This window comes from Actinopolymorpha pittospori (assembly GCF_014873875.1).
GTDB classification, from domain to species: domain Bacteria; phylum Actinomycetota; class Actinomycetes; order Propionibacteriales; family Actinopolymorphaceae; genus Actinopolymorpha; species Actinopolymorpha pittospori.
In genome coordinates this window covers 4749221-4772526 of record NZ_JADBEM010000001.1, presented here as the reverse complement: position 1 = coordinate 4772526, position 23306 = coordinate 4749221, and the positions used below count along the sequence as shown (strand labels likewise).

Sequence of the window (23306 nt, the reverse complement as noted above, 5' to 3'; positions counted from 1 at the left end):
CCAGACCGACAACCAGACCGCGAACCGGACCGACGACGGACCGAGGTCGGCCTGGGTCAGGCCGACCCGGACCGGTTCAGGACGGACCTGCCTTGTAACCGACTCCTCGTACTGTCACGACGATCTCCGGATGCTCCGGATCACGCTCGATCTTGCTGCGCAGGCGCTGGACGTGCACGTTGACCAGCCGCGTGTCGGCGGCGTGGCGGTAACCCCAGACCTGCTCCAACAACTCTTCCCGACCGAAGACCTGCCAGGGCTTGCGGGCCAGGCACACCAGCAGGTCGAACTCCAACGGAGTCAGGGCCAGCGCCTCCGTGCCCCGCTTCACCGAGTGGCCGGGTACGTCGATCACCAGGTCACCGATGTGCAGTGTCTCCGGCACGGCCCGGTCCGAGCGCCGTAGCCTCGCCCGGATCCGTGCTACCAGCTCCTTCGGCTTGAAAGGCTTGACGACGTAGTCGTCCGCGCCCGACTCCAGGCCGAGCACCACGTCGACCGTGTCGGTCTTGGCGGTGAGCATCACGATCGGTACGTCGGACTCGGCACGGATCTCCCGGCACACCTCGATACCATCCTTGCCGGGCAGCATCAGGTCGAGCAGTACGACATCCGGTTTGGCCTCACGTACCTTCGCCAGCGCAGCCTCGCCCGAGTCACAGAAAACCGCGTCGAGGCCTTCGTTCCGCAGCACGATCCCGAGCATCTCGGCGAGCGCCATGTCGTCGTCGACGACCAGAATGCGACCTTTCATGAGCACATCGTCCCACCGAGCGTGGCACGATGGCTCGACACGACCCGCGGGAGAACGACCCACTGACGTGAGGTGCGCCAGATGACCGACACCGGGACGCCGCCCGGGGAGCAATCCGGAGCCGGGGAGGGTCTGTCCCAACCGTCGGGCCAACCGCCCGCGACGTCGGGGTGGGGTGACCCGCGTGACCCCGGTACGCCGTCGTCGGCGGGGTGGGGCACGACACCACCGTCGTGGGGTGCGGGCCCGTCCGGCGAAGCCCCGTCTGGAGCCGGTGGCCCGGCGTGGGGTGGCCGTCCGGCCTGGGGCGGCGGCGGACCCTCGTGGGGCGGCGGGCCGGCCTGGGAGGCGGCGCAGGCGCCCAAGCCTGGTGTCGTTCCCCTGCGTCCATTGGGCTTCGGCGAGGTGCTCGACGGCGCCTTCACCACCGTGCAGCGCTACCCGAAGATCATGCTCGGGCTGTCGACGGCCGTCATGGCCGTCCTGACCGCCGTGTACTTCGCCACCATGTTCGTCGCCTTCGCCGACATCTTCACGGCGACCTCCGACACCGACATCACCCGGATCAGCGACGCCACCTGGGCCGGCTTCGCCGTCAGCGTCCTCGCGCTCACCCTGGTGAGCTGGGTCGCCACGGTGATGCTCACCGGCATGATCACGGTGACCGTCTCCCGCGGTGTCCTCGGTCGGCCCGCGAGCGTCGGCGAAGTCTGGCGGACAAGCCGGCCGCACCTGTTGCGGCTGCTCGGGCTCACCTTCCTCATCGCGGCCGCCTACACCGTCGGGATCGCGGTCGCCATCCTGGTCGTCGCCCTCGGCTTCTACCTGAACCTCGCCGTCGGCGTCCTTCTCGCCGTCGTCGTCGGGATCGGCGCGGTGTTCGTCGGCGTCGTCGCGGGTACCCGCACGGCGCTCGCCTCCGCGGTCCTGGTCCTGGAGACCCAACCGCTGGATCCGGCTCTGCCCTCCGGCGAGCAGCGTCGCGTGCCGGTGGTCGCCGCGCTTCGCCGTTCCTGGCATCTCGTCAAGGGACGCACGCCGCGCACGCTCGGCATCCTGGTCGTCGCCAACCTGGTGGCCTCCGTCGTCTCCTCGGTCATCCAGACCGCGTTCACCCTGCTCGCCACGGGCATCGGAGTGGGCGTCGGCGACTCCTTCGGCGGTACGGAGGCGGTGACCCTCGTGGTGCTCGGCATCGGCGCGCTCGCCTCCTCCGTCCTCCAGATCGCCTTCCTCTCAGCCGTCAACGCCCTCGTCTACGTCGACGCACGGATGCGCAGCGAAGGGCTCGACATCACCCTCGCCCAGGTCACCGGCACCGGCGCCGGCATCGAGGCGCCGGGCTCGCCCTGGGCCACCCGATGAGTTCACGCGTCCGTCGTGGGGTTCGCCGTCGGAGGGCCATCCGGTGAGTGACACGGGTCCACCGATCGACGTCAGCGGCGCGGACGCCGCCCGGGCGGCACGGGAGGAACTCACCAAGGGCATCTACCACCGGGACGAGCCCGGTGTCGTGTCGAGGTTCCTCACCTGGGCCCAGGAGCACCTCGTCCGGCTGTTCGGCGCGATCGCCGCACTCTCGCCCGGCGGCTGGTGGGGTCTGCTCGCGTTGGCCGCCGTCATCGCGCTCGCCGTCGTCGTGGTTCGGCGACGCGTGGGCGCCCTCGCCCGGGCACGGGCCCGAGGTGACCGCACGGTGTTCGCCGGCCTGTCCCGCTCGGCGGCCCAGCACCGGGCGGCGGCCGAGGAGGCCGCGGCCCGCGGCGACCACGAAACCGCCGTCCGCGAAGGGTTCCGGGCCCTCGGCCGCACTCTGGAGGAACGCACCTTCCTCGACGAGCGGCCCGGCCGCACCGCCGACGAGGTGGCCCGCGAAGGCGCCCTGGTGGCGCCGGACGCAGCGGCCGCCCTCCGCACGGCCGCCCTGGTGTTCGACGAGGTCTCTTACGGCGGGCGGGTGGCCACGGCGCAGACCTACGCACTGGTCCGGGCCGCCGACGACGCCGTACGCGCCATCCGGCGACCCGTGCTCGCCCAGGGCGGCATCCCGTGACGGGGTCGGCGCCCCCGAGCGCCGCGCCGCGGCGAGGCAGGGCGTCCAGAAAAGCCCAGGCGTCCGCAGCCGGACCCCTCGGACCCACCAGCCACGACGCCGAGGCGAACCACCCCCTGGAAACGTCGGTCGAACCCACCGCCCGCGAACGCTGGCTCCGGCTGCGCGGCCCCCTCGTCATCGTGGCCGTCCTCGTCCTCGGCGGCGTGGTGTCCGCGCTGCTCCAGGCCGGCACCGGCGGAGGCCCGCTCGACCCGCGCTCGGCCCGCCAGCCCGGCGGCCGTGCCCTCGCGGTGCTGCTCGACCAGCGCGGCGTCGACGTACGGCGGGTCGACACCCTCGACGCGGCGATGCGGCTCGCCGGAACCGACACCACCCTGGTGGTCGCGCAGCCCGACCTGCTGGTCTCCGCCCAACTCGACCGGCTCGCCGGCGCCCCCTCCCGGCACCTCGTCCTCTTCGCACCGGGCGAGAAGGCCCTGACCGTGCTCGCCCCGAACGCCGTCCCCGCCGGTGATGCGCTCGCCCGCACCCGCGTACCCGGCTGTGCCCTGCCCGCGGCCCGCCGAGCCGGTGCGGTCCGGGTCGACGGCCCGATGTACCGCGCGCTGCCGAACTCCGCCGCGAGCCTCTGCTACGGCGACGGAACCCGGGGCGGGCTGCTCCGGTTGACCGACGAGCCGGCCGCCCCCGCCGGGCAAGCGTCGGCCGACTCCGGCGCCGGCCGCACCGTCGACGTCGTGGGGATGTCGACGTCGTTCGCCAACTCGCGGCTGGCCGACGACGGCAACGCCGCGTTGGCGCTGAACCTGCTGGGCGGCGACCGCGAGCTGGTCTGGTACGTCCCGTCGCTGTCCGACGTCCCCGCTCCGGGCACGCCCGGCGGCGAGGAACCCCGCAGCCTCACCTCGCTCCTCCCGGACGGGCTGCGGTTCGGCGTCGGCCAGGCCGGGGTGGCGCTCGCGCTCCTCATGCTCGCCGCCGCGCGGCGGCTCGGACCCGTCGTACCCGAGGCGCTTCCGGTGGTCGTGCGGGCCTCCGAGGCCGTCGAGGGCCGGGCCCGCCTCTACCATCGGGCACGAGCCCGCGATCGGGCCGCGCAGGCACTGCGCGAAGCGACCGCGACCCGGCTGTCTCCGCTGCTCGGCCTGCCGCCGAACGCCACCCCCGACGCGCTGGTGGCGGCGGTCACGGCCCGCACGGGACGTGCCGGAACGCAGGTACGCGGGCTCCTCGCCGCCCCGGACGCCGGTGGCACCAGACCCGGCGACGACGGCTCACTCGTCCGTCTCGCCGACGACCTCGACACGCTGGAGCAGGAGGTACGCCGATCGTGACCGACCAGGCGACCGTCACCGACCATCCGACCCCACCCGCCGACGCCGCGCGCGCAGCCCTGCTCGCCGTCCGCAACGAAGTGGCCAAGGCGGTGGTCGGCCAGGACTCCGCCGTCACCGGCCTGTTGATCGCGCTCCTGTGCCGCGGTCACGTGCTGCTCGAGGGCGTCCCCGGTGTCGCCAAGACGCTGATGGTGCGGGCCCTCGCGGCAAGCCTGCGGCTCGACACCAAACGGGTGCAGTTCACCCCCGACCTGATGCCGGGCGACGTCCTGGGCTCGCTGGTCTACGACGCGCGGACGGCGGAGTTCGAGTTCCGTCCCGGCCCGGTCTTCACCCACCTGCTGCTGGCCGACGAGATCAACCGAACGCCGCCCAAGACGCAGGCGGCGCTCCTCGAGGCGATGGAGGAGAACCAGGTCTCGGTCGACGGCACCGGGCGTTCGCTACCGGAACCGTTCCTGGTGGCGGCCACCCAGAACCCGATCGAGTACGAAGGGACCTATCCGCTGCCGGAGGCCCAACTCGACCGGTTTCTGTTGAAGCTGCAGCTCACCCTGCCGTCGCGGGAGGAGGAGGTCGCCGTGCTCGGCCGGCACGCGCAGGGATTCGACCCCCGTGACCTCGCCGCCGCGGGCCTGCGTGCCGTGGCCGGGCCGGAGGACCTCGCGGCGGCACGAGCCGCGGTCGGGACGGTCCAGCTGGGGCCTGACGTGCTGGGCTACGTCGTGGACGTGTGCCGGGCCACCCGGGAGTCGCCGTCCCTCCGGCTCGGCGTCTCACCGCGTGGCGCCACCGCGCTCATGCGGGCGGCCCGCGCCTGGGCCTGGCTGTCCGGCCGCGACTACGTCACCCCCGACGATGTGAAGGCGCTGGCCCTGCCCGCGCTCCGGCACCGGGTCGAGCTGCGCCCCGAGGCCGAGCTCGAGGGCGTGTCCGCCGACGCCGTGCTCGACGGGATCCTGGCCAGCGTCCCGGTGCCGCGGTAGCCGTCGTGACGCTCACCTTCCGCAGCGCCATGCTCGCGCTCGCGGGCGTCGTCGTCGTGGCCTTCGTCGTACCCTCCCGCGCCGGCATCCTGCTCGTGACCTCGGGCGTGGTGCTGTTCGCCCTGGTGGACGTGTGGCTGGCGGGCCCGGTCCGCCCGCTGCGGTTCGTCCGGAAGACCGGGGGCCCGGGCGGGACGGGAGCCTACGCCGGCAGCTCCGGTGCGACCTCCGCGACGACCAGCGTCCGGTTGGGCGAGGCGGTCGAGGTGCGACTGCTGGTCACCAACCCGGGACGGCGAGCCGTTCGGGGGCTGCTGCGCGACGCCTGGCCGCCGTCGGCAGGGGCGGTGACCGAACGCCATCCGCTCGAGCTTCCGGGCGGGGAACGCCGCCGGATCACCACCGTGCTGCGCCCGACCCGGCGGGGCGACCGGCAGGCGCACCGGGTGACGGTCCGTTCACTCGGCCCGATGGGGTTGGCTGGGCGGCAGGGCTCCCACGAGGTCCCCTGGACCGTACGGGCGCTGCCGCCGTTCGACAGCCGCAAGCATCTGCCCTCCCGGCTGGCCCGGCTGCGGGAACTGGACGGCCGGGCGAGTGTGCTGGTGCGCGGGCAGGGTACGGAGTTCGACTCGCTGCGCGACTACGTCGTGGGCGACGACGTGCGCTCGGTCGACTGGCGCGCCACCGCCCGCCGGGGCGCCGTCGTCGTCAGGACGTGGCGACCCGAACGCGACCGGCACGTGCTCGTCGTCCTCGACACCGGGCGGACGTCTGCCGGCCGGGTCGGCGACGCACCGCGTCTGGACCACTCCATGGACGCCGCGTTGTTGCTCGCCGCCCTCGCGACCCGCGCGGGCGACCGGGTGGACCTGATGGCCTTTGACCGGCGGGTGCGGGCGGACGTACGCCGGGCCGCACCGCACGACGTCCTGCCCCGCTTCACCGCCGCGATGGCTCCGCTCGGCAGCGAACTCGTCGAGGCCGACCACCGCGGCCTGGTGAGCGCGATCGCCGCGCGCGCCAGCCAGCGGTCGCTGGTCGTCCTCCTCACCGGACTGGACGCCGCGGTGATCGAAGAGGGCCTGCTGCCGGTGCTGGCCCCACTCGTACGAAAGCACGAGGTCTGCGTCGCCGCGGTCGCCGATCCCGCAGTCGAGGCACTCGCCCGTGGCCGTGGTGACGCGGCGGCGGTCTATGCCGCCGCCGCGGCCGAGCAGGCGCGGGTGGAGCGCCGCCACGTCACGGTGTTGCTCGAACGGCTCGGCGTCACGGTGGTCGACGAACCGCCGGACCGGATCGCTCCGGCTCTGGCGGACACCTATCTGGCGTTGAAGAAGGCCGGCCGACTCTGAGCCTGCCGACTCTGAGCCTGCCGACTCTGAGCCTGCCGACCTGAGCCGGCTGCCGCTCGATCAGGTCGTCGGCGGACCGGCCTCGACCGTGCGGCGCACCTCGGCGAAGGACTCGTGCGGGCCGGACGGACCGTCGAGAACCCAGGTGGCACCGGCGTCGGCCAACTCATCGACCCGGTTGCCGGAACCGAGCATCGTCACGATGTCGTAGCCCTCGCGCGGCTTCATCTCCGCCACCAGGTCGGCCACCATCGGGGCGGTGAGCGGGCCGGTGTCGGCGTGGAGCGCGAAGATGCCGTCCCACCGGCTGGCCCGCGCCACACCTCGCTTGCGCGGAAGCATCGCCGCGACCCAGATCGGCGGCCGAGGGCGCTGCAGTGCCCCGGGGTTGAGGTGAGCGTGAACGTGGAAGTGCTCGCCGTCGTGGTCGACCCGGTCGCCGCGCAGGAAGCCGTCGAGCACCGGCATCGCCTCGTCGAGGATCGCCGCGTGGGTGCGGCCCTGCGCGGGCTCCCCGAACGCGGCGTACTCGTCCTCGGCAGGGACGCCGAGACCGACGCCCACGACGACCCGGCCACCGCTCAGGTGGTCGAGGGTGTTGATCTCGCGGGCCAGCTTCCAGGGCCGGCGGCGCGGCACCGGGGTGACCATGGTGCCGAGCAGCATCGTGCTGGTCCGGACCGCCATGGCGCCGAGCAGCACCCAGGGATCCTGCATCGGCGGGCGGGTCTTGGAGTCCAGCTGGACGTGGTCCCACAGGAAGAAGCCGTCCCACCCAGCCTGCTCGGCGGTCACCGCGAGATCGACGAGTTCGGCCGGGTCACCGGCGTTGGGGATGCTCAGACCAAAGCGCATGCTGGATGTCTACCAGGTCTCACCGACGGGCCCGACAACCTGGTCGCGGCCACGATCGTCGCGGCCGAGACGTCGGTTCTGCCATGTTCCCAAGAGACCCCGATGTGTTCATCCGTTCGATAAGTGATCAACGTCGTGGCGGTCAGCGGCCATGATCACATGTGGCGCATGACCAGTTTGTCCAGCCCGAGCCGAATCGCGGCTTCGGCACTTCGTCCCGGCTCTCGCCCGACGTTCGACGTCGGCCGTGTTCGTCCTGCACGCGGCGGTCCTCGGCTCCTGGACACCCCACATCCCGCTGGTGAAGGACCGCATCGGCCTCAACGAGGGCACCCTCGGCCTCGCCCTGCTGGGCGCTCCCATCGGTTCCGTCCTCGCGATGCTCGCCGTCGGCACGCTCATCGCCCGCCTGGGCAGCCGCCGGGCGACGCTCGTGGTGTTGGTCGGGTACGGCCTGGTCGCCCCCCTGCTCGGACTCGCTCACTCCGCGCTCGCTCTTCCTCGCCCTGCTCGCGCTCGGCGCCTTCCAGGGTTCGCTGGACGTCGCGATGAACGCGCAGGCAGTGACGGTCGAGGCGGCGTACGGTCGGCCGATCATGTCCAGCTTCCACGCCTTCTGGAGCCTGGGCGCGTTCGTCGGGACCGGGGTCGGCTCCCTCTGCGTCGGCCTCGGGATCGGGCTCGCGACGCAGCTCGCTCTGCTCGGAGCACTCGTCATCGTCTCCGCGCCGTTCCTCGCCCGTCCGCTTCTGCGCGGCGAAGAGGCCGCGGGAGACCACCGCATCGTGCTGCCCTGGGGCAACCGTTGGCTGCTGCTGCTCGCGGGCATCATGTTCGCCGTACTCCTGTGTGAGGGAGCGGCGGCCGACTGGGCGGCGCTCTACTTCCGGGACGACCTGGGGACGCCGGCCGAGATCGCCGGCCTCGGGTACGCCACGTTCGCGCTGGCAATGCTCCTCGGCCGGTCGATGGGCGATCGGTGGGTCGCGAAGTACGGCGGCGGTCGGGTGGTCGGGGTACTCACCGCCGTCGGTGGGGTCGCCCTCGCGGTGGCCCTGCTGCTGAACAGTCCGGTCGCCGCGCTGCTGGGATTCGCGGTCTACGGGGTCGGTCTCTCGTGCACCGTGCCGGTGTGCTTCAGCACGGCCGCGGCACGGTCGGGCAGCCACGCCGGTCACTCGATCGCTGCGGTGGCCACCGCCGGCTGGACGGGCTTCCTGCTCGGACCGCCCTTGGTGGGGACGCTCGCCCACACGACGTCGCTGCCACTGGCACTGGGCGTGCTTCCGCTGCTCGCTCTCGTGATCGCGTTCAGCGCCCGATCCGTGCGGTCCACACCGGCCGCCTGAGGAGCCGTCGGCAGGTGCCGGCGTCGGTCAGGCCGACGTCGGCACCAGGTCGCCGCGGTCCTCCAGGGCCATGTCGCCGGTCTCGCCCGCCCGGGCCATCCGGCCTCCGAGCAGCAGCGCGTAACTCAGGAACGCGACCTCGGCCAGCACACCGATCCCGATCCGGGACCAGGTGGGCAGCCCGGAGGGCGTCACGAACGCCTCGATGACCCCGGAGACCAGCAGCACCACGGCGAGACCGAGCGCCATTCCGACCGTCTCCCGACCTGTCTCCGCGAGGGCGCGGAGGCGGGTACGGGGTCCAGGGCTGACCACGGTCCAGCCGAGCCGGAGGCCCGCTCCCCCTGCGACGAGCACCGCGGTGATCTCCAACAGGCCGTGCGGCATGATCAGGCCGAAGAACACGTCCGCGCGGTCGTTGGCCACCATCAGCCCGCCCGTCAACCCGACGTTGGCGGCGTTCTGGAACAGGACGTAGAGGACCGGAGCGCCGAGGAAGACACCGAGGGCGAGGCTGCCGGCCGCGATCCAGGCGTTGTTTGTCCAGACGCCGAACGCGAACTCCGCCGCGGGCGCGGAGCTGTAGTAGTCGGCGAAGTCGTGGTCGACGAGTTGTTGCACAGCCGCCGGCGGGACGAGCGCGGCCTGGACCTCCGGATGGGTGGCCACCCACCAACCGATTCCCCAGCACACGGCGAAGAAGACCACCGCGGTGGTGAGCCACCAGGGCGCGCAGCGGTACAGGGCGGCGGGGAAGGACACCGTGAAGAACCGCGTCACGTCGCGCCAGGCCGGGGTGTGCGCGCCGGTGACCGCGCTGCGGGCGCGAGCGACCAGCGTGGACAGCCGACCCACGAGGACCGCGTCCGGAGCGGTGGAGCGGACGACCGACAGGTGTGTGGCGACCCGCTGGTAGAGCGTGACGAGCTCGTCGGCCTCCGCGCCGCCGAGCCGGCCGCGGCGACCCACCAGGACTTCGAGCCGGTCCCACTCCGCCTGGTGCGCGGCGGCGTACGCGTCCAGATCCACGCTGGCACACTAATGGAGCACGGTGGTGACGCGCCGGCACACCGACGGCCAGGAGGACATCCAGGTGAGTGAACTGGTCACCGGCGAGGCCGTGGTCCTCGAACTCCGCCTCGCCCGCCCGGCGACTCGTGCCCTCGCCTTCGGTATCGACGCGCTGGTCGACCTCGCGATCTTCGGCCTGCTGATGATTCCTGTCGCGCTCATCACCGGCGACGACGCCAGCGAGTCGCTGATCTCGGGTCTCGTCATCGCCTGCCTGGCGCTGACGTTCGTCGGCTACACCACGACGATCGAGACGCTCACCCGCGGCAAGAGCGTCGGGAAGTACGCGCTCGGCCTGCGGGTGGTCCGCGACGACGGTGGCCCGGTGCGGTTCCGGCAGGCCTTCGTACGCGCGATGTGCGGCATGTTCGTCGACTTCTTCGTCACCTCCGGCTGCGTCGGCTTCATCACCGCGATGCTCTCGCCGAAGGGGAAGCGGGTGGGCGACATGCTGGCCGGCACCGTCGTCCTCCGGGAACGCGCCCCGAAGGCGCAGGCGGCGCTTCCGCAGATGCCGCCGGAGCTCGCGTCCTGGGCGGCCCGGATCGAGCTGTCGACCCTGCCGGACCAGCTCGCCCTGTCCGTCCGGTCCTACCTCGCGCGCTACCACGAGCTCGATCCACGGGCGCGCGACGTACTCGGTGACCAGCTGGCGACCTCCGTCGCGAGGTTCGTCGCGCCCCCGCCGCCGGCCGGCGTCCCGGCGTGGGCCTACCTCACCGCCGTCCTCGCCGAACGCCGTCGGCGCGACCTCGACCGTGTCGGGCCCTCGTCCGGACCTACGTCCGGACCCACGTCCGGAGCTCCATCCAGACCCACGTCCGGGCCAACCGATCCGAGCCAGCCCACCGGAACCGGATCCGGTGGGTTCGCCCCGCCCGCCTAGGACAGGACCAAGGGCGGCAGACACGACGACGGGCGGCCTCCGGATGGAGACCGCCCGTCGCGGCGCTCGTGGTCAGCGGCGGTGCCGCGTCAGGACCGGCGCCTGTCACAGCGGTGCCGCCGGGAAGTGCTCAGTAGCGGTAGTGGTCGGGCTTGTAGGGCCCCGCCACGTCGACACCGATGTAGGCGGCCTGCTCCTTGGTGAGCTCGGTGAGCTTCACACCGAGCGCCTCGAGGTGCAGGCGGGCGACCTTCTCGTCCAGGTGCTTGGGCAGGACGTAGACGCCGACGGGGTACTGGTCGGTCTTGGTGAACAGCTCGATCTGGGCGATCACCTGGTTGGTGAAGCTGTTGGACATCACGAAGCTCGGGTGCCCGGTCGCGTTGCCGAGGTTCAGCAGCCGGCCCTCGGACAGCACGATGATCGTGTGACCGTCGGGGAAGCGCCACTCGTGGACCTGCGGCTTGACCTCGATCTTCTCGATCCCCGGCACCTTCGCGAGGCCGGCCATGTCGATCTCGTTGTCGAAGTGGCCGATGTTGCCGACGATCGCCTGGTGCTTCATCCGGCTCATGTGATCGGCGGTGATGATGTGGAAGTTGCCGGTGGTGGTGATGAAGATGTCGGCGGTCTCCACGATGTCGTCCAACGTCGTCACCTGGTAGCCGTCCATCGCCGCCTGGAGCGCGCAGATGGGGTCGATCTCGGTGACGATGACCCGCGCGCCCTGACCACGCAGGGACTCGGCCGCGCCCTTGCCGACGTCGCCGTAGCCCGCCACGACCGCGACCTTGCCGCCGATCAGGACGTCGGTGCCACGGTTGATGCCGTCCACCAGCGAGTGCCGGATGCCGTACTTATTGTCGAACTTCGACTTGGTGACCGAGTCGTTGACGTTGATCGCCGGGAACCGGAGCGTGCCGTTGCGGTGCATCTCGTACAGCCGGTGCACGCCCGTCGTGGTCTCCTCGCTCACGCCCTTGATGCGGGAGGCAATGGCGGACCACTTCTTCGGGTCGGTCCCGAATGAGTCCTGGAGCAACTGGAGGACGATCGCGAACTCCTCGGTGTCGGCCGTCGAGGGGTCCGGCACCGCGCCGTTGGTCTCGTACTCCGCGCCCTTGTGGACGAGCAGGGTGGCGTCACCGCCGTCGTCCAGGATCATGTTGGGCCCGGCCGGCTCACCGTCGGGACCGGCGGGCCAGGTCAGCGCCTGCTCCGTGCACCACCAGTACTCCTCCAGCGTCTCGCCCTTCCAGGCGAACACCGGGGCACCCTGAGGATCATCGACGGTGCCGGTGGGCCCGACGACGACGGCGGCGGCCGCGTGGTCCTGTGTGGAGAAGATGTTGCAGCTGACCCAGCGCACCTGCGCGCCGAGGGCGACGAGGGTCTCGATGAGGACCGCGGTCTGGACCGTCATGTGCAGGGAGCCCATGATCTTGGCGCCGGCAAGCGGCTGGGAGGGACCGAACTCCTCCCGCAGCGCCATCAGGCCGGGCATCTCGTGCTCTGCGAGGTTGATCTCTTTTCGGCCGAACTCAGCCAGCCCCAGGTCCTTGACCCTGAAGTCGAACGTCATGGGCTTGTCACACCTCCGTGTCGGATGGATGTCGGTTCGATCCGTCTCGGGACCCGATCCGCACGACAGACCCTAGGGCCGCTCCCTCCGCGCCGTCAGGCAGGACGCGGTTTCTTGACAAAAGAATGTCAGAATTACTTTCATGCGGATCACGGAAGCGGCCCGAGTTCTTGGCATGTCGGCACGAATGCTGCGATATCGGGAGCGACTGGGCCTGGTCCCGCGCGGGCGCACGACGTCGCGCTGGTCCGGGCGCCTCGTCGAGGATCCGTCCGGTCACCGGCGGTACTCCGAGGACGACGTCGCGACGATCGCGTTCGCCACGGAACTCGAGGAGCGGTACGACGTGAGCCCCGTCGCGCTCGCCTTCGCCCTGCGCGCCTTCGCGGAGCCGGCGGTCGGCGCCGCGGTCCGGGACCTCGGCGAACGCCTTGGCCGGCTCCCGTCACCGGCGGCGCGGGCCAGCGAGATCGACAAGGAACGCGCGCTCCGCTGGCTCGGCCGCAGCGGCGTCCTGCCTCCGCCACCGCGCCGCCGGCAGTCCGGGACGTGAGGGACGGGCTACCGAGTGACCGCGCGGACGACGAAGTACGGCGGGTTCGCGAGCGACTCCGCGAGTCCCGGGAAGTGCCAGGCCGCCCCGCTCTCGGCGCTGATCCGGAAGAAGTAGAGCAGGTCGAAGGGCGAGTCGGTGTACTCGGCGGGGATGGTCGCGACCCAGCCGGCATCGGTTCTCGTCGCGGTCGCCTCCCGGTAGTTCTCGCCCTGGTTCGCGTGCCGGTACCGCACGACCACCTCCAGGCCCGGCTCCGCCCCGGCGCCGACTCCCGTGGCCGCGGCTGGAACGAGGGTGAGGGTGACCTCCTCGCCGGGCCGGAACGTCGTCACCGGCTCGTGCGCGAACGCGGGCGCGGGCTCCCCCGCGTCGGACTCGAGCGCGGCGAGGTCCAGCGTGCTCGCGGCGCCCTCGGACGCACGCTCGAGTTCGGCCCGGAGGTCATGGACGTCGCGGTCGAGCGACTCCTGCCGGTCGGCCCAGTGACCACGCAGGTGTGAGGCCTTGCCGAAGGCGAGGTCGGTCTTGTAGCCCGAGGTGGCCTCGACGACCTCACGCCAGTGCTCCGCCGCCGCGTTGTAGCGGTCGACCGCGTACCGCAGGTAGTCGGCACTCCCGGTGCGCTCGAAGAGCTCGTACCCGACGCCCGTCCGCAGCTTGTCGGCGAAGAACCGGCCCAGTCCGACCTGTGCCCGCACGTCGACGATCCACCGGCTCACGGCGGGCGTGGGGGCCTCCCCGGACGCGGCCGCGAACGCGTCCAGATGTGCCTGTGCCGCCTCGGCGAGGGCGTCGAGGCGCCGCGCGACGTCGAACGTCGTCACCCGCCCATCGGCCTCCCCCTTCAGAAGCTGGTCGACGAACTCCCGGATGGTCGTGAACACCTCGGGGTCCAGCGAGGCCGCCGACCCGAAGGTGTGCGGCGGCTTGGAGTCGCTCACGTAGTACTCGTTCGGGGATCCGCCGTTCGCGATGCCGAGGTTCTCGTACATCTCCGGCCAGTAGACGCTGTTCGCGGCCGAGACCCCGTGGGCGAGGGTCACGAGCGGAAGGATCCGGCTCGCGAGGGCCAGCGACCGTTCGGCGTCCCGCGCGGCCGGACCGAACTCGGCGTCCAGGAGCCGGCGCCACTGACCGGAGTCCGCCTCGGGGTCGTAGAGCAGGCGGCCGAGCAGCCGGTAGTGGTACCGGTACTTACGCCACTCCTCCCCGCCCTCGGCGAGGTGGGGATCCCGGTAGACCTGCCGGCCCTCGGCGCTTCCAGAGCCCTTGCGGCCCTTGTACGACAGGGGCTCGAAGAACTCCGCACCCTCGGCGCCCCCGAACGACGCGATCCGTCCGTAGCCGGCGGCGAACTCCGGGTCGCCCCACAGCAGCAGCCGCTGCGTGCCCGGCCAGTGACGGTAGACGACCCGATAGTCACGCTCCCGCCGGAGGTAGTCGCCGTAGCCGTACCGCGTGAACCGCCGGGCGCCCTGGGTGATCCCGGCATAGTTGGCGTCCACGTTCTCGATCGGCATCTCGCTCGCCCTGATGGCGGTCTGGTGGTACGGCAGGCTCAGGTGCTCGGCAAGGAACTTCGCGGTCACGAGCACCTCGAGCCCGGCCTCGCGGGCCGCGGCGATCGTCCCGGCGTGCAGACCCTTGGAGTGCAGGTCGACGGAGACGCGGCGCCCCACGGAACCGATGCCCTCGAACACCGTCCGCCAGAACTCCTCGGCGGGTTCGGGGATCCCGCTCTCGTAGTGCACGCGCAGGGTGACGCCGCTGATACCGGGGCACTCCTCGAGGATGGTCCGGATCGCGGCGGCGGAGTAGGCGGCGTGGTTCTCGGGGGTGATGCCCTCGACCTGGCACTCCCCCTCGATGCCGTCGTCGAGTTCGACGCCGTTGGTCCAGAAGCCGACGAAGAACTCGATGCCGCGTCGTGCCGCCTCCGAGCTCGCGTAGCGCAGCGCGTCAAGGTTGGCCTGACGTTCGGCCGCGGGCAGGTCCACCACCCGCACCGGGAACTCCGGCAGGTCGACGAGGAACGGGTAGGAGAAGAGCAGGTAGTTCTCGGTCACGCCCGGGTCGTGGCCGTACTCGACGCCGATGCCGAACGCCAGCTGGAGCCGGTTGAAGCGGTGGCTCGCGAGTTCGGTCAGGTAGGAGTCCCAGAAGCCGCGGTCGAGGTACCAGCCGGCGTCCTCGACCTTGCTGACGTAGGAGCGGAAGATGCCCCGGACGCGGTTGGACGGCGAGGCGACCAGCGGGAGCTCCGCGATCTGGACCGAGCCGGTGCACTGGAGCTGGTCGAGGATCTCGAGCAGCCCGTACGCGACACCGTTGCCGTCGCTGCCGATCAGGACGAGGCCGTCCCGGTCTTCCGGGTCTCTCGTCACGACGAAGGACTCCGCGGCGTCCGGGGCCGTGTCGGTGGCCGTCCGCCACAGGTCTGCTGCACCCGGTGAGTCCAGGCCGAGGACGGTGAGCGTTCCCGCAGTCACGCCCGCGCCGGGCTCAGCGGTGGCGAGCCAACCGGAAAGGGTCGCCCCGGCCCACTCCGCGGGTGGTGACGAAACCGCGGCACTCTCCCGGTGGGGCTGCAGGGTCAGCGGATACGGCATCGCGGTGTCTCCTTCGGAGTAACAGAACCGTGCACTGTCGGAAACCATCTTGACATTTTGTTTCCCCTCGGCACAAAATTGCCGCCTGCAGTGCCGCCCTGGAAGGACACTCGATGTCAGCAAGGATGCTGGAGCAGGCCCGGCGTCGTGTCACGAGGATCGGCGCGGCCGTCCTCGTCGGCGCTGTCGCGGCAGCGGCGCTCGCCGCGTGCTCCACGGATGGGAACACCGATTCGAACACCACCAGCGCGTCTGCGACCACGCTGGACTACTGGGGCTGGGTCCCAGGCATGGAAGATCTGGTCGCCACCTGGAACAAGCAGAATCCCGACGTCAAGGTCCGCTTCCACCGCATGACCGGCGACGACGGCCAGAAGGTCGAGGCGGCGGTGGACGCCGGCTCCGGTCCGGACATCGTGCAGCTCAGCTCCGACGTCCTCACCGACTACGTCATCAACGGCCGCGTGCAGGACCTCACCGAGTTCGTCAGCGGTGACAAGGACAACTACACCGCCAGCTCGTGGAAGGCGGTCACCGTCGGAGGCAAGGTCTACGGCCTCCCGCAGGGCGTCGGTCCGGCCGCGATGATGTACCGGACGGACATCTTCGAGAAGTACGACATCGCCGTTCCCAAGACCTGGAACGAGTACCTCGCCGCGGCTCGGGCCCTCCACAAGGCCGCCCCGAACGTGAAGATCGCCAACCTCTCGCCCACCGAGGCGGCACAGTGGCAGATCGAGGTCCACCAGGCGGGCGCCTCGCTGTACGGCACCAAGGGCGACTCCTGGACCGTCGCGGTCAACGGCAAGGAGAGCAAGGCCGTCGCCAACCGGTGGCAGACGCTGCTGGACGAGGACCTGATCTCCACCAAGCCGATGTGGACGCCGGAGTACTGGGCCGACGTCAACTCGGGCAAGGTCGCGACGATCACCGAGGCCGCGTGGTTCCCCACCCTCCTGGCTGAGAACGCGAGCGCCACCAAGGGCAAGTGGAAGGTCGCCCCGATGCCGAGCGCGGACGGCAAGCCTGCCGCCGGCGACACCGGCGGCTCGATCGTCGTCGTGCTCAAGGACGCGAAGGACCCGAAGACCGCCGCCCGGTTCATCAGCTGGCTGAACGGTTCGGACGAGACGCAGGCCCCGCTCATCAAGGACGGCGGACTGTTCCCGTCGACGAACAACGGGCTCGCCTCCGACACCCTCTACTCCGTGCAGCCGTTCTTCCAGAACCAGGTGATCAACAAGGTCTTCGCCGAGGGCGTCAAGAACGAACCCGACACCTGGGCGCCGGGCCCGAACTTCAGCACCGCCCTGCAGGCGGTCGCCGATGAGTTCTCCAAGGTCGTGGCCGGCAAGCAGACCTACTCGCAGGCGCTCGACAAGGCCCAGCAGGTCACGGTTGCCGACCTCGAGTCGCGTGGACTGAGTGTGGCGAAGTAGTTCGATGTCCACGCTCGTCAACAAGGACACCGTTCCCAGGGCGTCCCGGAGGCGTTTCCACGCCTCCGGGAGGCCCTGGGTGCCGTACGTCTTCGTCGCACCCTTCGTGGTGCTGTTCATCCTCTTCCTGATCGCGCCGATCGGCGTCGCGATCGGTAACAGCCTCCTCGCGCAGAAGGCCTCCGGCCTCGGCTTCGGAGGCGTCGAGACGATCTTCGCCGGCTTCGACAACTACCTGCGGGCACTGCGCGACCACGACTTCGTGGTGGGCTTCGGCCGGGTGCTGCTCTACGGCCTGGTCCAGATCCCGGTGATGATGGTCATCGCGGCCGCGCTGGCGCTGCTGTTCGACACCGGACTGGTGCGGGGCACCCGCTTCTTCCAGTTCGCGGTGTTCCTGCCCTACGCCGTGCCCGGCGTGATCGCCGCGCTGCTGTGGGGCTTCCTGTACCAGCCCTCGGTGAGCCCGGTGGTGCAGGGCCTGGCGAAGATCGGCATCCACGCCAACTTCCTCGCGCCCGGCAGCGTGTTGTGGTCGATCGCCAACGTCGCCACCTGGTCGACGGTCGGGATCAACATGATCATCCTGTTCGCCGCGCTCCAGGGCGTACCGCGGGAGATCTACGAGGCGGCGCGCATCGACGGCGCCGGCGAGGTTCGGATCGCCCTCGGTATCAAGTTGCCGATGATCGCTCCCGCGGTCCTGCTGACCACGCTGTCCTCCATCATCGGGACGCTGCAGCTGTTCAACGAGCCGCAGGTGCTCAAGTCCATCACGTCCACGATCTCGAGCGACTACACCCCGAACATGGCGGTCTACGCGGCGACGACGCTCGACCGCAATCCCCACCTCGGCTCCGCGATGGCCGTCCTGCTCGGACTCGTCACGCTCGTGCTCTCGGTCATCGTGCTGCGCATCACGCGTCGGCGGAACGGGGTAACCGATGGCAACTGACCTCGCGCGCCCCAGCGCATCCGCCGGCACCCGCCCGTCCCGCGGCCCGGGCCGGTCCAGCGCCCGCAACGGCGAACGGATCAGCCGGGGCTGGATGGTGGTCTGCACGATCGCGGTCGTGTTGGCCAGCATCTACTTCCTCGTGCCCGTGCTCTGGCTCGTCATCGCCTCGACGAAGTCGGCCGGGGATCTGTTCTCCACCTCGGGGTTCGCCTTCGCCGGGTTCCACCTGTGGGACAACATCGTCAACCTGAGCACCTACGACCACGGCATCTTCTGGCGTTGGTCGCTCAACTCGATCATCTACTCCGTCTTCGGCTCGGCACTCACCACGGCCGTCTGCGCGATCACGGGATACGCGATCGCCGTGTACCGGTTCCGGGGTCGCCGGGTGCTCCTGGCGGCGGTTCTGGCGAGCATGCTGGTTCCCGGCACCGTCATCGCGCAGCCGACGTACGTCCTGCTGGTCCAGATGGGGCTCAACAACAGCTACGCGGGGTTGTTGCTGCCGGCGCTCGTCTACTCCTTCGGCGTCCTGCTCTGCTACATCTACGCGCAGCAGTCCGTCCCGATCGAACTGATCGAGGCGGCACGCCTCGACGGTGCCGGAGAGTTCCGGATCTTCGCGAGCATCGGCGTGCGGCTCATGGGCACCGGCCTGGTCACCGTGTTGTTGTTCGCCTTCCTCAGCAGCTGGAACAGCTACCTGCTGCCGCTGCTCGTGCTGACCGACCAGCACCTCATGCCGCTCACGGTCGGCCTGACGGGCTGGAACCAGTCCGCCATCTCGATTCCGGGGCTGCAGGTCCTCACCATCATCGGATCCCTGATCTCGGTGATACCGATCGCGATCGTCTTCGTGTCGCTGCAGCGGTTCTGGCGTTCCGGCCTCACCGCCGGCAGCCTGCGGTAGTGACGTCCCGCCTCGGCGTCGCACGCCGAGGCGGGCAGACCTGGACGCCTTCCCCCGTTTCCTCCCGCCCCGGTGCCACGCACACCGGGGCGGGAGTTTTTCTGCCTGCGTGGCTTGTCCGCTGCCCCGGGCCCGGCAGCGCAGACGAAGGAGCCGGCCGATCAGGTGATCGGCCGGCTCCCTTCCTCGCGCGGACGCCTCGAAACGGGTGGATCAGGCGCGCAGTTCCGCCCGTCCGTCGACAGCGGTGACCCGTTCGCAGCCCGGTGTGGAAAGGCCCCACTCGCCAGCCCCCGTTGACGTCGCCGTCACCACCTCGGTGTCCCGTTCGACCGTGAACTCCGCCGGGCGGCCGTCCGGTGTGACCACGGTGACGACACGCTCGCCGCTGGGTCGCGACGACGGGTAGCTCACGAGCGTGAGCCCGTCGAGGTAGTCGTAGTCCGGACGGTCGTCGCGAGCACCGACGGGCAACGCCGCACCGTCGCGGACGTAGAGCGGCAGGCTGTCGAAGCCGTGGACCTCGCTCCGCCACCTACCGCCGGTGACCGTCTCCCCCGTCAGGTAGTTCGTCCACGTCCCCTCGGGCAGGTAGAGGTCCACCCTCCCGTCCGCCGACATGACCGGCGCGACCAGCAGGTCGGGTCCGAGCATGTACTGCCGGTCGAGGTAGGCGACCGCCGGATCGTCGGGGAACTCCAACTGCATCGGCCGCATGACGGGAACCCCGCGCTCGTGGGCCTCGTGCCCCGCGGCGAGGAGGTAGGGCATGAGGCGCAGCTTGAGCTTGGTGAACAGCCGGGTCACGCTCACCGCGCTCTGCGGGTCGTCCTCGTCCTGGTCGAAGACCCATGGCACGCGGTACGAACTGCTGCCGTGCAGGCGGCTGTGGCTGGAGAGCAGGCCGAACGCGACCCAGCGCTTGAACACACCGGCGTCCGGTGTCCCCTCGAAGCCGCCGATGTCATGGCTCCAGAAACCGAAACCGCTCATCGACAACGACAGACCGCCGCGCAGCGTCTCGGCCATCGACTCGTAGCTGGAGGTCGAGTCGCCGCCCCAGTGCACCGGCAGCCGCTGCCCGCCCGCCGTCGCCGAGCGGGCGAACACGACCGCCTCGCCGTGCCCGCGATGCTCCTCCAGAACCTCGAAGACGGCGGTGTTGTACAGGTGGGTGTAGTAGTTGTGCATGTCCGCGGGATCCGAGCCGTCGGCATAGCAGACCTCGAGCGGGATCCGCTCACCGAAGTCGGTCTTGAAACAGTCCACGCCCTGGTCGAGCAGGACGCGAAGCTTGTCCTGGTACCACGCCGCGGCCGCGGGGTTGGTGAAGTCGACCAGCGCCATCCCGGCCTGCCACAGGTCCCACTGCCACACGCTGCCGTCGGGCCGGCGGACGAGGAAGCCCGCCTCCTTCGCCTCGGCGAACAGCGCCGACCGCTGACCGATGTAGGGGTTGATCCAGACGCAGACGCGCAGGTCCTTGTCGTGCAGCCGGGCCAGCATCCCCTTCGGGTCGGGGAAGGTACGCGGGTCCCACTCGAAGTCGCACCAGTTGAACTCGCGCATCCAGAAGCAGTCGAAGTGGAAGACGCTGAGGGGGAGGTCGCGAGTGGCCATCCCGTCGATGAACCGGGTGACCGTCTCCTCGTCGTAGTCCGTCGTGAACGACGTCGACAGCCACAGGCCGTAGGACCACGCGGGGACCGGGGCGGGCCGGCCGGTCAGCGCGGTGTACCGCTCCAGGATCCGCTTCGGGTCCGGCCCGTGGATCACGAAGTACTCCAGGGACTCCCCCGGCACGCTGAACTGGACCCGTTCGACCGACTCCGAGCCGATCTCGTAGGACACGTGGCCGCTGTGGTTGACGAGAACGCCGTAGCCGCGGTTCGTCAGGTAGAACGGCACGTTCTTGTAGGCCTGCTCGCTCGACGTTCCGCCGTCGGCGTTCCAGATCTCGACGCTCTGGCCGTTCTTCACCAGGGGCCCGAACCGCTCACCCAGCCCGTAGACGAGTTCGCCGACCCCGAGCGCGAGCTGCTCGTGGACGTAGGTCGCGGGCCGCGCCGACACCGCGTGGCTCCGGGCGTTGTCGACGTACCCCCGCTCGACCTGGGCGTCACCGGCGAGTTCGACGTAGCCGGTCGACTTCGCCCCGCTGGAGGTCAGCGTGCGGCCGCCGGCCTCGAAGCGCAGGCTCCACGGCGCGCCCTTGGCGATCGTCGCCGAGAGCTCGCCCGAGGTCAGCGTCCCGCCCTCGTCGGTGACCGTGACAACGGCCTGCTCACCGCCGTCACGCGCGAGGTCGAATCCCTTCGGCGCGTCGCCTCCGGCGAAGTGCTCGATGCGGACGCCGATCACACCGGGCATCGGGGCGCTGAGCGTCACCGTGAGCAGTGGGCGGTTGAGCGTGTCGCCGCGCCTGGTGATGCGCTGGGCGGGCGCGTAGGCGGCCAGCGAGCCGCCGGCCGGATCGGCCCAGATGTCGTACGCCTCGGCGGCGTAGGACACCCGCGCCCCAGGCCGGAGCTGCCAGAACCCGTCCGTGAACTTCATCGTCCCTCCCGGATGATCGCGACCGCTCCCGCCGGGAGGGTGAGGTCGCCGGCGACTCGCGCCTGCGTGATGAGTTCGACGCCGGAGACGCGCAGTCGCGCTTCGGCGTCCGTGTGGTTGATCAGGAAGAGGTAGTCTGCCGCCTCGCCCCGCCGGCGAACAGCCTCGACGCCGACCGGTGCCTGGATCGGCCCGGTGATCCCCGCGTCGTCGACGACTCCTCCGAGCAGGTCCCGCAGAGCCGCCGCGTCGAGGTTCGCCGACACGTACCACGCGGCGCCGGCGCCCAGCTCGCGCCGCGTGACCGCGGGCAGTCCGGTGAGCGCGCCTGAGGTGTAGGAGGCGACCACGGCCGCGTCGTCGGCGTGCAGACACTCGGTCCAGTCGCTGACGCCCCAGCCGTTGTCGAGCGTCTCGACCTGCCCTTCGAGCAACACGCGGAACTCCTCGACGAACACGCCGAGCAGGTCCCGGAACGCGCCGGGATAGCCACCGGCGCGCACGCGGTTGGACTCGTCGACGATGCCGGAGAGGTAGCTGACCACGACCTGCCCGCCGCCTCGCGCGAACGTCTCCAGCCGTCCCGCGAGCTCGTCGTTCACCAGGAACAGGGCAGGGACGAGCACCAGCGTGTACCCGTCGAGCGAGGTCCACGGCGCGACGACGTCGACCAGGACGTTCCGGTCCCAGAGCGCGCGATGGTAGGCCCGGGCGACCCCGGCCAGGTCGAGGCTCTGGTGGGGCTTGGGTCCGGCTCGCCACGCCCAGCCCGCCTCGTCGTCGACCAGGAGGGCGACCCGCGCCGGCTCGACCAGCGAGCCCCGCACCTCCGCTATGGACCGAAGGGTCTCACCCAGGTCGACGACCTCGCGCCACACCCGCGAGCGGGTTCCCGTGTGCGGAACCATGGCGGAGTGGAACTGCTCGGCGCCGGCGACCGACTGCCGCCACTGGAAGAACATCGCGCCGTCGGAGCCGCGGGCGACGTGTGCGAGTGAGTTGCGGGCCAGCTCGCCCGGCTCCTTCGCGAGGTTCCGCGGCTGCCAGCTGACGGCGCTCGCCGAGTGCTCCATGAGCAGCCACGGCGCGCCACGATCGAGGCCGCGCATCCGATCGGCGCTGAAGGCGAGATCCTGTGCTCTCGCGTCGTCGTTGCCGTAGGTGTAGTGGTCGTTCGCGAGCAGGTCCATCTCGGGCGCCCACCGTGCGTAGTCCACGACGTGTGGGCCTCGGCCGACCATGAAGTTCGTGGTCGCGGGAACACCGGGCGAGATCTCGCCCAACAGCGCACGCTCGGCCCGGTAGTGCTCGAGCAACGCGTCGGAGGCGAAGCGGTTGAAGTCGAGGACGAGACCGGGGTTGCCCACGGTCTCGCTGTCGCGGGGCGGAAGGATCTGGTCGAAGTCGGCGTAGCGGTGCCCCCAGAAGGCGGTACCCCAGGCCTCGTTGACAGCCTCGATCGCGTCGTACCTCGCCCGCAGCCAACGCCGGAAGTGCGCGGCGGAGTGGTCGCAGTAGCACAGCCGGTTACCGCCGCCGAACTCGTTGCCGACATGCCACAGGCGCAGGGCCGGATGCGCACCGTAGCGCTCGGCCACGGCACGGACGACGCGCAGCGCCTGCTCACGCCAGATCGGATGGCTGGCGCACCAGCCCAGACGGCCACCCTGTGAGTACCGTTCACCCGTCCGCGTCACCGGAAGGATGTCCGGGTACTTCTGGTGCAGCCAGATCGGCGGCGAGGCCGTCGGCGTGGCCAGGTCGACCCCGATGTCAGCCCCGTGGAGCAGGTCGAGGACCCGATCCATCCAGCCGAAGTCGAACTCGCCCTCCCGCGGCTCGAGGCTCCCCCAGGAGAAGACGCCGAGCGTGACGAGGGAGACGCCGGCCTCACGCATGAGTTCGACGTCCTCGGCCCAGGTCTGCTCAGACCATTGCTCGGGGTTGTAGTCACCGCCGAAGCTCAGGCCACTGGTCGGCCAGGCTGGGTGTCCTGTTTTCCCTGTTATCGACGTGGCACGCACGTCGACCATATTAGTCACACGGC

At 70.7% G+C, this 23306-nt stretch carries 18 protein-coding genes; 11 read left to right on the top strand and 7 right to left on the bottom strand.

Translation table 11 applies throughout. The features are described from left to right. Positions 1-76: 76 nt before the first annotated feature. Positions 77-754 carry an MtrAB system response regulator MtrA gene (mtrA, locus tag HEB94_RS22460; protein ID WP_192751720.1) on the bottom strand — a complete coding sequence of 226 codons (678 nt, stop codon included), beginning with the start codon at positions 752-754 and terminating at the stop codon, positions 77-79. 81 nt (positions 755-835) lie between these two features. On the opposite strand from mtrA, the gene HEB94_RS22455 reads away from it, so the two are divergent. From HEB94_RS22455 to HEB94_RS22435, 5 genes are read left to right on the top strand one after another with little or no spacing between them, the layout of a single operon-like run. After that, the gene (locus HEB94_RS22455; RefSeq protein WP_192751719.1) at positions 836-2119 is read left to right on the top strand and encodes a hypothetical protein; all 1284 of its coding nucleotides are present in this window, start codon (positions 836-838) and stop codon (positions 2117-2119) included. 43 nt (positions 2120-2162) lie between these two features. Beyond that, positions 2163-2807 (top strand): DUF4129 domain-containing protein, encoded by a 645-nt coding sequence (locus tag HEB94_RS22450; RefSeq protein WP_192751718.1) that lies wholly within the window; start codon positions 2163-2165, stop codon positions 2805-2807. Next, positions 2804-4144 carry a DUF4350 domain-containing protein gene (locus tag HEB94_RS22445; RefSeq protein ID WP_202896485.1) on the top strand — a complete coding sequence of 447 codons (1341 nt, stop codon included), beginning with the start codon at positions 2804-2806 and terminating at the stop codon, positions 4142-4144. The genes HEB94_RS22450 and HEB94_RS22445 overlap by 4 nt, the downstream gene beginning before the upstream one ends. Then, entirely contained in the window at positions 4141-5133 is a 993-nt protein-coding gene (locus tag HEB94_RS22440) for an AAA family ATPase (RefSeq protein ID WP_192751717.1), read from the top strand. Before HEB94_RS22445 ends, HEB94_RS22440 begins: the two co-directional genes overlap by 4 nt. Before the next feature lie 5 nt (positions 5134-5138). Further along, positions 5139-6488 (top strand): DUF58 domain-containing protein, encoded by a 1350-nt coding sequence (locus HEB94_RS22435; RefSeq protein ID WP_192751716.1) that lies wholly within the window; start codon positions 5139-5141, stop codon positions 6486-6488. Between the two features lie 60 nt (positions 6489-6548). On the opposite strand, the gene HEB94_RS22430 is transcribed toward HEB94_RS22435, so the two are convergent. Next, on the bottom strand, positions 6549-7343 hold the full coding sequence (locus HEB94_RS22430) for an LLM class flavin-dependent oxidoreductase (protein WP_192751715.1): 795 nt from the start codon (positions 7341-7343) through the stop codon (positions 6549-6551). Positions 7344-7891: 548 nt separating this feature from the next. Between HEB94_RS22430 and HEB94_RS22425 the strand changes: the two genes are divergently transcribed. Further along, complete coding sequence (locus HEB94_RS22425; protein ID WP_192751714.1) at positions 7892-8692, top strand: MFS transporter; 801 nt, start codon at positions 7892-7894, stop codon at positions 8690-8692. A gap of 27 nt (positions 8693-8719) precedes the next feature. Here the strand turns inward: HEB94_RS22425 and HEB94_RS22420 are convergent, their stop codons facing one another. After that, a complete protein-coding gene (locus HEB94_RS22420; RefSeq protein WP_192751713.1) occupies positions 8720-9721 on the bottom strand; it encodes a stage II sporulation protein M in 1002 nt (333 codons plus the stop codon). Positions 9722-9746: 25 nt separating this feature from the next. On the opposite strand from HEB94_RS22420, the gene HEB94_RS22415 reads away from it, so the two are divergent. Continuing rightward, positions 9747-10649, top strand: coding sequence for an RDD family protein (locus HEB94_RS22415; protein ID WP_202896484.1), 903 nt, complete (start codon positions 9747-9749; stop codon positions 10647-10649). A 130-nt stretch (positions 10650-10779) separates the two neighbouring features. Here the strand turns inward: HEB94_RS22415 and ahcY are convergent, their stop codons facing one another. After that, entirely contained in the window at positions 10780-12231 is a 1452-nt protein-coding gene (gene ahcY / locus HEB94_RS22410) for an adenosylhomocysteinase (protein ID WP_192751712.1), read from the bottom strand. Between the two features lie 142 nt (positions 12232-12373). On the opposite strand from ahcY, the gene HEB94_RS22405 reads away from it, so the two are divergent. Next, positions 12374-12784: a MerR family transcriptional regulator gene (locus HEB94_RS22405; protein WP_192751711.1), complete on the top strand. Its 411-nt coding sequence runs from the start codon at positions 12374-12376 to the stop codon at positions 12782-12784. 8 nt (positions 12785-12792) lie between these two features. Here the strand turns inward: HEB94_RS22405 and HEB94_RS22400 are convergent, their stop codons facing one another. Further along, a complete protein-coding gene (locus tag HEB94_RS22400) occupies positions 12793-15396 on the bottom strand; it encodes a hypothetical protein (protein ID WP_192751710.1) in 2604 nt (867 codons plus the stop codon). A 113-nt stretch (positions 15397-15509) separates the two neighbouring features. Between HEB94_RS22400 and HEB94_RS22395 the strand changes: the two genes are divergently transcribed. Genes HEB94_RS22395 through HEB94_RS22385 form a run of 3 tightly spaced genes read left to right on the top strand, consistent with a single transcriptional unit; the run spans position 15510 to position 18703 of the window. Beyond that, positions 15510-16835 (top strand): ABC transporter substrate-binding protein, encoded by a 1326-nt coding sequence (locus HEB94_RS22395; protein WP_192751709.1) that lies wholly within the window; start codon positions 15510-15512, stop codon positions 16833-16835. A 4-nt stretch (positions 16836-16839) separates the two neighbouring features. Next, positions 16840-17790, top strand: a complete 951-nt coding sequence (locus tag HEB94_RS22390) for a carbohydrate ABC transporter permease (RefSeq protein ID WP_192751708.1) — start codon at positions 16840-16842, stop codon at positions 17788-17790. Beyond that, positions 17780-18703, top strand: coding sequence for a carbohydrate ABC transporter permease (locus HEB94_RS22385; RefSeq protein WP_192751707.1), 924 nt, complete (start codon positions 17780-17782; stop codon positions 18701-18703). The genes HEB94_RS22390 and HEB94_RS22385 overlap by 11 nt, the downstream gene beginning before the upstream one ends. Positions 18704-18916: 213 nt before the next feature. Here HEB94_RS22385 and yicI read toward each other — a convergent pair whose 3' ends face one another. Together yicI and HEB94_RS22375 are read right to left on the bottom strand one after the other, a co-directional pair. Then, entirely contained in the window at positions 18917-21259 is a 2343-nt protein-coding gene (gene yicI / locus HEB94_RS22380) for an alpha-xylosidase (RefSeq protein ID WP_192751706.1), read from the bottom strand. Then, positions 21256-23283 carry a beta-galactosidase gene (locus tag HEB94_RS22375; protein WP_202896483.1) on the bottom strand — a complete coding sequence of 676 codons (2028 nt, stop codon included), beginning with the start codon at positions 23281-23283 and terminating at the stop codon, positions 21256-21258. Before HEB94_RS22375 ends, yicI begins: the two co-directional genes overlap by 4 nt. Positions 23284-23306 lie beyond the last annotated feature (23 nt).